The organism is Ensifer sp. ENS11, assembly GCF_014851895.1.
In the GTDB taxonomy this organism is placed as follows: Bacteria; Pseudomonadota; Alphaproteobacteria; order Rhizobiales; family Rhizobiaceae; genus Ensifer; species Ensifer canadensis.
This window is the reverse complement of sequence record NZ_JACVAN010000001.1, coordinates 33,418-46,340: the sequence shown is the minus strand read 5'-3', so window position 1 is coordinate 46,340 and position 12,923 is coordinate 33,418. Positions and strand designations below refer to the sequence as shown.

The 12,923-nt window shown below is 62.2% G+C and carries 13 protein-coding genes; 4 read left to right on the top strand and 9 right to left on the bottom strand.

Annotated features, from left to right (window positions below):
- Nucleotides 1–53 precede the first annotated feature (53 nt).
- On the bottom strand, nt 54–1,046 hold the full coding sequence (locus IB264_RS00225; protein ID WP_025425418.1) for an adenosine kinase: 993 nt from the start codon (nt 1,044–1,046) through the stop codon (nt 54–56).
- Nucleotides 1,047–1,131: 85 nt separating this feature from the next.
- Nucleotides 1,132–1,560 (bottom strand): VOC family protein, encoded by a 429-nt coding sequence (locus IB264_RS00220; protein ID WP_025425417.1) that lies wholly within the window; start codon nt 1,558–1,560, stop codon nt 1,132–1,134.
- Nucleotides 1,561–1,632: 72 nt separating this feature from the next.
- Between IB264_RS00220 and IB264_RS00215 the strand changes: the two genes are divergently transcribed.
- On the top strand, nt 1,633–2,226 hold the full coding sequence (locus IB264_RS00215; protein ID WP_025425416.1) for a TetR/AcrR family transcriptional regulator: 594 nt from the start codon (nt 1,633–1,635) through the stop codon (nt 2,224–2,226).
- A gap of 42 nt (nt 2,227–2,268) precedes the next feature.
- On the opposite strand, the gene nth is transcribed toward IB264_RS00215, so the two are convergent.
- The gene (nth, locus tag IB264_RS00210; protein WP_025425415.1) at nt 2,269–3,042 is read right to left on the bottom strand and encodes an endonuclease III; all 774 of its coding nucleotides are present in this window, start codon (nt 3,040–3,042) and stop codon (nt 2,269–2,271) included.
- Between the two features lie 22 nt (nt 3,043–3,064).
- On the opposite strand from nth, the gene IB264_RS00205 reads away from it, so the two are divergent.
- Complete coding sequence (locus tag IB264_RS00205; protein WP_025425414.1) at nt 3,065–3,562, top strand: DUF2244 domain-containing protein; 498 nt, start codon at nt 3,065–3,067, stop codon at nt 3,560–3,562.
- A gap of 75 nt (nt 3,563–3,637) precedes the next feature.
- Complete coding sequence (locus tag IB264_RS00200) at nt 3,638–4,510, top strand: bifunctional helix-turn-helix domain-containing protein/methylated-DNA--[protein]-cysteine S-methyltransferase (protein ID WP_025425413.1); 873 nt, start codon at nt 3,638–3,640, stop codon at nt 4,508–4,510.
- A gap of 51 nt (nt 4,511–4,561) precedes the next feature.
- Here the strand turns inward: IB264_RS00200 and IB264_RS00195 are convergent, their stop codons facing one another.
- From IB264_RS00195 to mepA, 6 genes are all read right to left on the bottom strand, one after another.
- On the bottom strand, nt 4,562–5,197 hold the full coding sequence (locus tag IB264_RS00195) for a 2,3-bisphosphoglycerate-dependent phosphoglycerate mutase (RefSeq protein WP_025425412.1): 636 nt from the start codon (nt 5,195–5,197) through the stop codon (nt 4,562–4,564).
- Nucleotides 5,198–5,228: 31 nt separating this feature from the next.
- Complete coding sequence (gene dapB / locus IB264_RS00190; RefSeq protein ID WP_025425411.1) at nt 5,229–6,047, bottom strand: 4-hydroxy-tetrahydrodipicolinate reductase; 819 nt, start codon at nt 6,045–6,047, stop codon at nt 5,229–5,231.
- Nucleotides 6,048–6,072: 25 nt separating this feature from the next.
- Nucleotides 6,073–7,875, bottom strand: a complete 1,803-nt coding sequence (locus tag IB264_RS00185; RefSeq protein ID WP_025425410.1) for an ABC transporter ATP-binding protein — start codon at nt 7,873–7,875, stop codon at nt 6,073–6,075.
- Nucleotides 7,876–7,986: 111 nt separating this feature from the next.
- Nucleotides 7,987–9,006, bottom strand: a complete 1,020-nt coding sequence (locus IB264_RS00180; RefSeq protein WP_025425409.1) for a glucokinase — start codon at nt 9,004–9,006, stop codon at nt 7,987–7,989.
- Between the two features lie 144 nt (nt 9,007–9,150).
- The gene (locus tag IB264_RS00175) at nt 9,151–9,531 is read right to left on the bottom strand and encodes a methylglyoxal synthase (RefSeq protein ID WP_025425408.1); all 381 of its coding nucleotides are present in this window, start codon (nt 9,529–9,531) and stop codon (nt 9,151–9,153) included.
- Between the two features lie 85 nt (nt 9,532–9,616).
- Nucleotides 9,617–10,672, bottom strand: coding sequence for a penicillin-insensitive murein endopeptidase (gene mepA, locus IB264_RS00170; protein ID WP_025425407.1), 1,056 nt, complete (start codon nt 10,670–10,672; stop codon nt 9,617–9,619).
- A 211-nt stretch (nt 10,673–10,883) separates the two neighbouring features.
- On the opposite strand from mepA, the gene IB264_RS00165 reads away from it, so the two are divergent.
- Nucleotides 10,884–12,743 carry an extracellular solute-binding protein gene (locus IB264_RS00165; RefSeq protein WP_025425406.1) on the top strand — a complete coding sequence of 620 codons (1,860 nt, stop codon included), beginning with the start codon at nt 10,884–10,886 and terminating at the stop codon, nt 12,741–12,743.
- The last annotated feature ends 180 nt before the right edge of the window (nt 12,744–12,923 follow it).

Below are 12,923 nucleotides of genomic sequence, written 5' to 3'. Positions count from 1 at the left end.
GCTACGCCCGCTCTGACATAGGTCATATTTGGTGCGCGGCGCTGCAGCTCGCCTCAGGCGAGCTCGGCCTGCTTGGCGGCAGCGGCAAGCGATACCATCGGCCTCGGGCCGATCTGGCCGATGACGATACCGGCTGCGAGATTGCCGAGCTTGCTGCAATCCTCGAGCGACCGACCGGTCGTATATCCGTGGAGAAAGCCCGCAGCATAGAGATCACCGGCGCCTGTCGTATCGACCACCTGCGCGAGCGGCGTCGCGCCGACGCGGACACGTTCGGTGCCGCGCACGACGACGGAGCCTTCTTCACTCAGCGTGACGGCCGCAAGCTTGCAGTCCTTCGAGAGCTTTTCCAGCGCCAGATCGAAGTCCTCGGTCTCGTAGAGTGCGAGCGCTTCCTGTTTGTTGGCAAAGACGATGTCGACGGTGCCGGAGCGCATCAGCTCCAGAAACTCGTCGCGATAGCGGTGGACGCAGAAACTGTCCGACAGGGTCATTGCGGTTTCGCGGCCGTTTTCATGGGCGATCTTGGCGGCCTCGCGGATTGCATCCTTGGCACGCGGCGGATCCCACAGGTAGCCCTCGAAATAGGTGACCTTGGCCTCAGCGACGACATCGGCCTCCACGTCCTCCGGACCGAGCTCGACGCAGGCGCCGAGATAGGTGTTCATCGAGCGCTCGCCGTCCTCGGTCACGAAGATCATCGAGCGGGCGGTCGGCGGCACCGTTTCGAGCGGCTTGGTCTGGAAATAGACGCCCTGGGCGCGAATGTCGTGCGCAAAGATCTCGCCAAGCTGGTCGTTGGTCGTCTTGCCAAAATAGGCGGCACGTCCGCCAAGGCTGGCAACGCCGGCCGCCGTGTTGCCGGCGCTGCCGCCGGAAGCTTCGACGGCGGGGCCCATGCGCGAGTACAACAGCTCCGCGCGGTCGGCATCGATGAGGTTCATTGCGCCCTTGATGATGCCGTTTTCACTCAGAAAGCCGTCATCGCAGCGCGCAATGATATCCACGATCGCATTGCCGATCGTCAGCACGTCGTATTTTGTCATGAACTCCGTCCAGTTTCCCTAATGGCCGGTGTTCGTTAATAGCGGTTTTCCAGCCATTTGGAAGACAAAACACGCGTGGCTGCGATCATTCCGCTGGTAATGCGCTTGCCTCATAGGCGGCGGCGAACTCGGCGCTCGGCGGGATCGGCTTGATGACGTCGATCAGAACGCCATTGGGATCGGCGGTGATGAAGTGGCGCTGGCCGAAATCTTCGTCGCAGATCGCCTTCAGGATCGGCAGACCTGCTGCCTGGCAATCGGCATAGACTGCGTCGGGATCCTCGACTTCGAAGTTGAGGAGCAGGCCACTGACCGGCGCGCGGGCACGCTCCGGGATGGTTTCATGGCGATAGTCGAGGACGGCGAGCGTCACCGTCTCGGATTCCGTCGACTGCAGATGCATGTACCAGTCGCTGGTGAACAGCGCCTGGAAGCGAAAGTTGTCGATGTAGAATGCCGCGGTTGCTGCAACGTCTGATGTCATGATCACAGGATAGTAGCTCGTCGATTTCATGGGGGCTTTCCCTCGCGCTCGCATCATCATACAGTCTGCATGTATTTTTGAATTAACATACAGGCTGAATGTATGCAAATAAAATCCTCGCGCCGCTCCAATCGCGAGCGCTCCGACACGACGCGCGCCGCGATCCTCGATGCTGCCCACGGTCTCTTCGTCGCGAGGGGATATGCAGAAACGTCGACGCCGGACATCGTGGCTGCCGCCGGCATGACGCGCGGTGCGCTCTACCACCACTTCGAAGACAAGAGGGCACTGTTTCGCGCCGTCGCCGAGCGGGAATCCAGTGCCGTGGCGGCGAGGATCGAGGAAGCGACATTCGACCGCCTGACGCCGCGCGAGGCGCTGATAACAGGCGCGCGCGCCTTCTTCGACGCCATGGCGGAGCCGGGCAGAATCCGCATTCTACTGCTCGACGGCCCGGCCGTGCTCGGCACACGGGAAATGGCGACGATCGACGCGGCCAACGCCCAGAGAACGCTGGAAGAGGGCCTGGCGGAGGCGATGGCGCCGCAGGTCCACGATCAGGCCGCCTTGACGGCAATGGCGACGCTGCTGTCAGCCGCCTTCGACCGCGCCGTGCTGGAGATTGCCGAAGGCGCGCCGACAGAGGTCTACGTCGACGCCATCGGCCATCTGATCGACCGACTGATCTCCGCATGAGTCAGTCTCGGGCCGACAGCGCAGACAGATATAAGACGCGCGTCAGCCGGCGACCGGAAGAACTTGTTGCGGCAACTCGACCAGCGGCGCCGGGATATCGCAGGTCTTTTCCGGTGCCTTGCAGATATCGGCAATGACGCAGCGCTCGCATTCCGGCTTGCGCGCCTTGCAGCAATAGCGGCCATGCAGGATCAGCCAGTGATGCGCATGGTAGAGATATTCGTTGGGAATGATGCGCGAGAGCTTCGCCTCGACCTCATCAGGGGTCTTGCCCGGTGCCAGACAGAGGCGGTTGGCGATGCGAAGGATATGGGTGTCGACGGCGATCGTCGCTTGGCCGAAGGCCATCGACAGCACGACGTTGGCGGTCTTTCGCCCGACGCCCGGCAGCGTTACCAGCTCCTCCCGCGTGCGCGGGACTTCGCCGCCGAAATCGGTGATCAGCTTTTCGCTGAGCGCGATGACGTTCCTGGCCTTGTTGCGGAAAAGGCCGATGGTCTTGATGTAGTCGCGGACCTTCTCCTCGCCGAGGGCCAGCATTTTTTTCGGCGTGTCGGCAACGGCGAAAAGTGCCCGGGTTGCCCGGTTGACGCCGGCATCAGTCGCCTGCGCCGACAGGGCGACGGCAACCACCAGGGTAAAGGGATTGACGTGCTCCAGTTCCCCCTTCGGCTCCGGCCGCTGGATCGAGAAGCGTCGGAAGATCTCGGAGATTTCCTCGCGACTGTAGACGCCTGAGGTACGCGGGGCGCGGCGGCCCGTCGCTGGCTTCGTTTTCGCGGGCTCGCCCGGCAATTTCGGCTTCACGTTTTTCATGATGCATCTATAGTCAATGGTCATGACTGATGGCAACGATCAGACGCTTGACGGCGAAGAGCCGGTGTTCAGCGCCGAACTGACCCCCTATCGCTCCCTGGGCTTTAAGGGGTTCAAGGTGTTTTTCCTGATCGCCGGGCTGCTCAGCCTGGTACATGCGGTCGTGTTCATGGTGATCGGCGCTTGGCCGATCGTGTTCTTCTTCGGGCTGGATTTCGCGCTGCTGTTCGGTGCTTTCTGGCTGAACTACCGCTCGGCGCGTAGCCGTGAAGAAGTCAGCGTCTCGCGAACCGACGTGTCGGTGCGCAAGTTCACGCCGTCGGGCCGGATGATCGAACACCGCTTCAATCCGTTCTGGGCGCGCTTCAACATCGCACGGCATCAGGAGATCGGCATCGTCTCGATGAGCATCAGCGGCGGCGGCCACAGGACCGATGTCGGTTCCTTCCTCAACCGCGACGACCGCGAAACCTTCGCCACGGCGTTTTCCGGGGCGCTTGCCACCGTGCGCCGCCGCTGACGCTAGGGCCAATCAAGTTTCGGGTGGCAACGACGCTGGCGGCATGGTTACCTGTGTCACGACAGGAGATGACCGATGAACATTGCGACAACCCTCCCCACCGACATCACGCCTGATGGCACCGATTACGACACGGTGAGAAATGTGATCGAGATGCTCACCGAAGAGTATCGCGAGCAGCCTTCGCTTGAAGCGATCGCGAAGCGTCTGAAGCAGTCGCCGACGCAACTGCAGAAGGTCTTTACCCGCTGGGCCGGGCTGTCGCCGAAGGCGTTCCTGCAGGCGGTCACGCTCGACCATGCCAAGCGCTTGCTGCGCCAGGAAGACATGCCACTCTTGGAGACCAGCATCGAGATCGGGCTTTCCGGCCCGAGCCGGCTGCACGACCTCTTCGTCACCCATGAGGCGATGTCGCCGGGCGAATGGAAGGCGCGCGGCGCGGGCCTCACCATCCGCTACGGCTACCACCCCTCCCCCTTCGGCACGGCGCTGGTGATGATCACCGATCGAGGTCTTGCCGGCCTTGCCTTCGCCGATGGCGGCGGCGAGCACGAGAGTTTCGAGGATATGGCGCATCGCTGGCCGAACGCCACCTATGTCGAGGACAGCGCGGCCACGGCGCGTTATGCGGCGCGCATTTTCGATCCTGAACGCTGGTGCGCCGGAGAGCCCTTGCGCATCTTCCTGATCGGCTCCGATTTTCAGATCCGGGTCTGGCAGGCGCTCTTGAAGATCCCGCTCGGCCGCGCCACGACCTATTCGACCATCGCCGGCGAGATCGGCCAGCCGACCGCCTCACGCGCCGTCGGGGCAGCCGTCGGCCGTAACCCGATCTCGTTCGTCGTTCCCTGTCACCGGGCGCTCGGCAAGAGCGGCGATCTCACGGGCTATCACTGGGGGCTGACGCGCAAGCGCGCAATCCTCGGATGGGAAGCCGGCAAGGCCTGAGAACGAAAAAAGGGGCGACCGGCGCCCCTTTTGTTTGCTCTGCAGTTTGCCTTAATGGGCAGCCGACATATCGCCGAGCACTTCCTTGGAAGCGACCGTCGAATTGGCGTTGAGCTTGTAGACCATCGGCACACCGGTCGCGAGATTGAGCTTCAGGATCTCTTCCTTCGTCAACCGGTCGAGAACCATGACGAGCGAGCGCAGCGAGTTGCCATGCGCGGCAACGAGAACCTTCTCGCCGGCCAGCACGCGCGGCAGGATATCCGTCAGGTAGTAGGGCCATACGCGGGCGCCGGTGTCGCGCAGGCTTTCGCCGCCCGGCGGCGAAATGTCGTAGGAACGGCGCCAGATATGCACCTGCTCTTCGCCCCACTTCTCGCGGGCATCATCCTTGTTGAGGCCGGAGAGGTCACCATAGTCGCGCTCATTCAGCGCCTGATCGCGGATGGTTTCGAGTGACGGCTGGCCGACGGCGTCGAGCACGAACTGGCAGGTGCGCTGGGCGCGGATCAGCGACGAGGTGAAGGCGATGTCGAACTTGATGCCGTAGTCGGCGAGCGCCTTGCCGCCAGCCTTGGCTTCTTCGACGCCAAGCTCGGTCAGGTCAGGATCGCGCCAGCCGGTGAACAGGTTCTTCAGGTTCCAGTCGCTCTGGCCATGCCGGACAAGGACGAGGGTGCCGCTCATATGATTTCCCCTTGAGACGATAGAGATGGTGTCAGTTGAGCCCGAGAACATCGAGCATGGAGTAGAAGCCGGGTTTCTGGTCGCGTGCCCAGAGTGCTGCGGTAATGGCGCCCCGCGCGAAGATGGAACGGTCGGTGGCGCTGTGGGACAGCGTCACCTGTTCGCCTTCTCCGGCGAGAATGACCGAGTGTTCGCCGATCACCGAGCCGCCGCGCAGCGTCGCAAAACCGATCGTGCCTTGCGGGCGGGCGCCGGTGTGGCCGTCACGGACGCGCACGGAATTTTCAGACAGCGCAATGCTGCGCCCCCTCGCCGCCGCTTCGCCAAGGAGCAGTGCCGTGCCGGAGGGGGCATCCACCTTGTGCTTATGGTGCATTTCGAGGATTTCGATGTCCCAGGCAGCAGGCCCGAGAGCACGCGCCGCCTTCTCCGTCAGCACGCCGAGAAGATTGACGCCGAGACTCATATTGCCCGACTTGACGATGCGGGCATGACGCGCGGCAGCGCGGATCTTCGCGTCGTCATCCGCCCCGCAGCCGGTGGTGCCGATCACATGCACGATGCGTGCCTGTGCGGCGAGGCCGGCAAATTCGACGGTGCCGGCCGGCGACGTGAAATCGAGCACGCCTTCGGCTTCGACAAAAGCTTCGAGCGGCTTGTCGGTGATCGCGATGCCGATCGGTCCGAGCCCGGCGAGTTCGCCCGCGTCACGGCCGACGAAGGGTGAGCCTGGACGTTCGACGGCCGCATGCAGGCGGACGCCGTCCATGCCGTGAACCATACGGATCAGCGTCTGGCCCATGCGACCGGCCGCGCCGACGACCACAAGCTTCATGTCCGTCGTGCTCATCGGCGATATTCCTTCCAGCTCATGTTTAGATTTCGGCGTCGGCCGACGCCTCTGGGGCCTTGCCCTGGAGATTGTGCAGGCGAGCGTAGAGACCGTCCTGGCGGCCCGCAAGATCCTCGTGCGTGCCTTCCTCGACGACGAGACCGTCCTTCATGACGATGATCTTGTCGGCATTGACGACCGTGGACAGACGGTGGGCGATGACGATGACCGTGCGTCCGTGCATCGCCTCGTCGAGCGCCTTCTGCACCGCGGCCTCCGACTCGGTGTCGAGCGCCGAGGTTGCCTCGTCGAGCAGCAGGATCGGTGCATTGCGCACCAACGCGCGGGCGATCGACAGACGCTGCCTCTGGCCACCGGACATCGTGACCCCGTTTTCGCCAACCGGGGTGTCGTAACCCTGCGGCTGGGTGAGGATGAAGTCATGCGCATAGGCCAGACGCGCGGCTTCCTCGATTTCCGCATCGGTCGCGTCCGGGCGGCCATAGCGGATGTTGTCGCGGATAGAGCCTTCGAAAAGATAGGGCTGCTGCGAGACATAGGCGATGCCATTGCGCAGCGACTGCTTGGTGACGTCGGCGATGTCCTGCCCGTCGATCAGAATCTGGCCGGAGGCCGGATCGTAGAACCGCGGAACAAGGCTGATGACCGTCGACTTTCCGGCCCCGGACGGGCCGACAAGCGCAGTGGTCTTGCCGCCTTCGGCGACAAAGCTGACGCCCTTCAGAATCTCGTCGCCATTGGCGTAGCGGAAGCGCACATCGCGCAGCTCGACGTTTGCACCGTGGAACTCGAGCTGCTTTGCATCCGGCTTGTCACGCTGATGCGGCACCGTGTCGAGGATTTCGTAGACCATGCGGGCGTTGACCGCGGCACGTTCCAGCGAAACCTGCAGGCGCGCCAGGCGTCGGGCCGGGTCATAGGCCATCAACAGAGCGACGACGAAGGCGAAGAAGGCTCCCGGCGGTACGCCGGCATAAATCGCGCGGAACGCGGAATAGGCAAGCACGCAGGAAATCGCGAGACCCGCAAAGGTTTCGGTCATCGGCGCGGTGCGTTCGCTCAAGCGCGCAATCCGGTTGGCCCGGTTTTCGGCCCGCTCGATGATCGCTTCGACCTTGCCGCGCAGTTCGCGCTCCATCGTGAATGCCTTGACGATGGAAATGCCCTGGATCGTCTCCTGCATGGCACCGAGGACACGGCTGTTGACCTCGATGGATTCACGCGTCGCCGAGCGCAAGCGCCTGGAAACGTAGCGCAGGCCCAGCAGCAACGGCGGCGCTGCCACGAAGACGATGATCGACAGCAGCCAATCCTTGGCGAACATCACGCCGACGAGCCCGATCAGGGTCAGGAGATCACGGGCGATCGAAGTGACGGTCAGATTGAGCACGTCCCGAATGCCGCTGACATTCTGGCTGATCTGGGCAGCGAGCTGCGCCGAGCGTGTCTCGTTGAAGTAACCGACGCTCAGTGCCATCAGATGCGCATAGAGCCGGCGCTGGTAGCGCGCGACGATATTGTTGCCGATCTTCGACAAGGCGACCGCCTGGCCGTAGGTGGCAAAGCCGCGCAACACGAACGCGCCAAAGATCGAACCGCACACCAGCAGCACGATACCCGCATTTCTGTTGGCAAAAGCCTCGTTGATCACGGTCTCCATGATCGAGGCGGTAAAGCCGGTCGTCACGGCGACGACAGCCAGGCACGCAATGGCAAAGACGTAGCCGCGGATATGATCGCGACCGTTTTCTGCGATGACCCGCTTCAAGATTCCGCTGATCGTGTCAGAATCGACAGCGTGCTGTTTTCTATCTCTGGCGCTCAAAAAGCCTGTCTTCCCTGAGCCTGCGCGGTAAGTCGGACGCCGACACTACCTTTCTCGGGCTCTATAGTGCTTTGATGTCGCTTTGGCGAGTCTTTGCGCACGCCGCCGCCATCAGCTTCGCCAGCGGCGTCCCTCCGTTGCAACACCGAAGTCTCTCGGCGTGCGCGCGAAAGCTGCCAAACCCGACAGTGCCGCCATCGGATGAATGACCGCGAAGGTCGGGATGGTCTTCATCAGCGCGGAATGCGGCGCCTTGTCTTCGAAGGCGGCCCGGAATTCCGGTTTTTGCAGCGCCGGCAGGATCTTTTGCGAAATGCCACCGGCCAGAAACACACCGCCGCGCGCCATGAAAATCAGCGCCATGTCGCCGGCCACGCGACCGAGATAGGTCGAAAACAGCGATATACTCTCGACCGCGGCGGGGTTGTTGTCGGCAAGTGCTGCTGTGGTGACCTCGGCCGGATCGTTCAGGACCGGTTCTTCGCCATTGGCGGCGCAAACGGCCCGATAAAGATTCATGATGCCGCGACCGCAGAGGATCTGCTCGCCGGCCATGCGCCCCTCGATCGGCTCCAGGAAAGGCCAGATCTGGAAGTCGCGCTCGGTTCGCGGGCCGATATCGACATGACCGCCTTCGCCGGGCACCGGAAACCAGGTGTGCTGCGCGAAGACCAGGCCGCCGACACCGAGTCCGGTACCCGGACCGAGAACGACGCGGGAGGTCAGCGGGCGAACGCTGCCGCCACCGATCTTCACCAGATCTTCGGCAGCCGGGGCGGCGACGGCCAGCGCCTGCGCCTCGAAATCGTTGATGATCAGGACGTCCTCAAGGCCGAGGCCCGACAGCATGTCCTTGGGGCGTAACACCCAGCCGGCATTGGTCAGCGGAATCTCGTCGCCCTTGATCGGGCCGGCGACGGCGAGGATCGCCGACCGCGGCTGGACCGAGGTCTTGTCGAGGATGCTCTTCTGCAACGCTTCCTCGATCGTCTCGAAATCGCCGGTCTTGATCGGCGGCAGCTGCTTCGGCTCGGCAAAGGCATCGAGCAGCAAAGCGAAGCGGGCATTGGTGCCGCCGATGTCGCCGATCAGGATCGGAAAGGAAAAACTGTTGTCACTCGCACCGGGCATCACACTGTCCATCCTGATCGTCGCCGTGAGGTTTCGAATTCTCTACAGCGCCGCGCGTCAAATATGACGCGCAAAGGACGCTGTAGCACTTAAACTTGCTGCATGAATCCTTAGATCGAATCCGATTTAAGGATTCATGCAGTATCAGTTGTGGTTGAAGTCGATCAACTGCTCCGCCGTTGCGCGATTGAGCGCCATCGGAATATCGTAGACGATCGCAAGCCGCATCAACGCCTTGACGTCAACATCGTGCGGCATCGCCGTCAGCGGATCGACGAAGAAGATCAGAAGCTGGATATCGCCGGTGGCGATCATCGCGCCGATCTGCTGGTCGCCGCCGAGCGGACCGCTTTTCAGGCGCGTGATATCGAGGCTGGGACAAACATCGAGAACGCGGCCGCCAGTCGTGCCCGTGGCAACGATCTTCCATTGCGCGAAGACCGCTTCGTTTGCCTTGGTAAACGCGGCGAGATCATCCTTCTTCTGATCGTGAGCGATCAGGGCAACGCATTTCCGATCCGCCATGCCGTATCCCCGCCAGCAAATTTAAATCGATTTGATGGCCGTATACATGAGCCCGGCAAGATTGAAAAGGCGCAAGCCGAGACGGCTACTGCAGCGTCGGGCGCGCCAGGGGAACGGGAATGTCGGCTGGCGGCAAATCGGCTGCGGCATTGCCGATCACCTGCTCGATGCCCTGTTCGGCAGGCACTGGCGACGCAGCGCGATAGGCCATGCCGAAGGTCGCATCCTGCTCGGTGGCCGGGGCCGGTCCGTTCAGCACCAGGGTGCAGGCCTTCGGCAGATCGGCCATGGTCGTCAACCGGGGCTTCACCGGCTTTTCGCCCGGCTTCTTCTTCGGCTTTGCCCATGGTTCATCTGTAAACCACCAGGCCAGCGATTTGTCGCAGCCATCGCCGGCCGGGACGGCCGCCTGGTCCTTGCAGGTCTTCGAGCCTGCCGGGCATTTGATGCGGATGTGGAAATGGTAGTCGTGGCCATAGATCGGCCGGACCTTGCCGAGCGCAGAACGGTCACCGTTCCAGGTGTCGCAGAGCTTCTTCTTGATCGCCGGATTGACGAAGACCCGTTCGACCTGCGGGTAACTGGCGGCCAGCATGATCAGCCGGGCATGCGCCGGCGTCCAGATCGATGGGTCGACGGTCAGAAACTTGTTCTTCTGCAGCATCGACGTTGCGGAGATGTCTTCCCGCTCCCGGCCCGTCAGCGTCCTCTGCGGCATCGGCGTCAGCCAGATATCGGCATCGAGACCGATCTGGTGCGAGGCGTGGCCGGAGATCATCGGTCCGCCACGCGGCTGCGAGATATCGCCGAGAAGCAGACCCGGCCAGCCGACCTTTTCGGCGGCATCATGGGAGAATTGTTCGATCAGTGCGATCATCTGGGGATGGCCCCAGCGCCGGTTGCGCGACAGCCGCATCGCCTGCCAGGTGGGACCATCCGTCGGGATCGCGACGCCGCCGGCAAGGCAGCCCTTCGCATAGAAGCCATAGGACGAAGGCGCCATCTGAGCCGGCAGCGTCTTGGCGCCGAAAAGCGTCTTTGCCGGCGTGTCGTCGGCCCTGGCAGCATCGGCGATCAAGAAACTCGTTCCGAGCAACAGCGCCAGAAGCGCCGAGCCGCAACGTTGAAGTGGAGCAACCATGTCATTTCGTCCCGTTCATGTCCCGCAGACCCCGACGCCGACGCGCCGTGTCCGATGAACCCCCATCCTAAGGCGCGGTCTTTGCCTCAGCCTTGTGAATCACCGGGATGTGACGCAAAAATTTCGCCTGATTTGCGGCGGTGCCTGTCAATTGCCCCGATTTCGCCTATGCTTTCAAAAAAGAACATTGGAATATAGGGGTACCGGCTGGATGCCAAACTTCTGCAGGACCGTGAAACCTGGCCTCGCGGCCTCGCTTCTGACAGCAGCGCTTCTTCTCCTTCCCCCTGCATCGAATGCCGAAGAACAGCCCGTCTGGCGCAATGGTACGTCGTCGATCGGTGAGCCAAAACATAAGGATGGCTTCGCCCGCTTCGACTACGTCAATCCGGACGCACCGAAAGGCGGCGAGCTGCGGCTCTCGGAAAACGGCACGTTTGACACGTTCAACCCCATCCTCGCCAAGGGCGAAGCGGCGACCGGCGTTTCGTCCCTGGTCTTCGATACGCTGTTGAAAACCGCCGAGGATGAAATCACCACCGCATACGGCCTGCTTGCCGAGGGCGTCTCCTATCCCGACGATATCTCGTCTGCCACTTTTCGCCTGCGTGCGGAGGCCAAGTGGGCCGACGGAACGCCGGTGACCCCGGAGGATGTCATCTTCTCCCTCAACATGGCGAAGGAGCACAATCCACTCCAGTCCAACTATTACCGCCACGTGGTTTCAGCGGAAAAGACCGGCGAGCGCGATATCACCTTCCGCTTTGACGAGAAGAACAACCACGAACTGCCGAACATTCTCGGCCAGTTCCCGATCGTTCCGAAGCACTGGTGGGAGGGGCAGGACGCCAAGGGCAACAAGCGCGATATCTCCCGCACAACGCTGGAACCGGTGATGGGCTCCGGCCCCTACAAGATCGCCTCTTTCCAGGCGGGTGGCTCGATCCGCTTCGAGCTCAGGGACGACTATTGGGGCAAGAACCTCAACGTCAATGTCGGACAATACAATTTCAGCACGATCACCTATGCCTTCTTTAGCGACAGAAACGTGGAATTCGAGGCTTTTCGCGCCGGCAACGTCGATTTCTACCGAGACAGCAGCGCGAGCCATTGGGCGACCGCCTACGACTTTCCGGCCATGAAGGACGGCCGTGTGATCCGCGAGGAGATCGAGAATCCGCTGCGCGCAACCGGGGTCATGCAGGCGCTGGTGCCGAACATGCGCCGCGAGAAGTTTAGGGATCAGCGGGTGCGCGAGGCGCTGAACTACGCCTTCGACTTCGAGGATCTCAACCGCAATCTCGCCTACAACGCCTATCAGCGTGTCGACAGCTATTTCTGGGGCACCGAGCTTGCCTCCTCCAAGCTTCCCGAGGGCCGCGAAAAGGCAATCCTGGAGGAGCTGAAGGACAAGGTTCCGGCCGAAGTCTTCACCACGCCCTATGTGAACCCCATCAACGGCGACCCGCAGAAGGTGCGCGGCAACTTGCGCAAGGCGCTCGACCTGTTCAAGGAGGCGGGCTACGAGCTCAAGGGCAACCGGTTGGTCAACGTCAAGACCGGCGAACCCTTCGGCTTCGAGCTGCTTCTGTCCAACCCGTCCTTCGAGCGCACGGTCACGCCATTCATTAACAGCGTCAAGAAAATCGGCATCGATGCCCGCATCCGCACCGTCGACGATTCGCAATACACCAATCGCGTCAGAAGCTTCGACTATGACATGATCTATGGCATCTGGGCGCAGTCCCTGGTGCCAGGAAACGAACAGATCGACATTTGGGGCTCGAGCTCGGTCAACCAGCCGGGATCGAGAAACTATGCCGGCATTGCCGATCCAGCGATCGACGAGCTGATCCGAAGGATCATCTTCGCGCCGAACCGCGAGGAACTGGTTGCGACGACACGGGCGCTCGACCGCGTTCTCCTCTCCCATAACTATGTCGTGCCGCTCTTCTATTCCAAGGCGGTCCGCGTGGCCTATTGGAACCACCTCGCCCATCCGCAGGAGCTGCCCTATTACGGCACCGGCTTCCCGGATGTCTGGTGGTCGAAAAACGCCACGGCCAAATGAAGCCCTTGCACTTGGATGCCGTCTCGATTCCAAATGCAGAAAAACGAATCACTGAAAACGAATATAGGCCCGGCTTGGGCCTGAAAGCCGCAAGGAGACGTGAGGATTGAGACACCATAGGGCGCACGCCGACGCTTCGCGGGTCCGGGCCACCGGCAACACGTCGATCGAAAGGCTGGC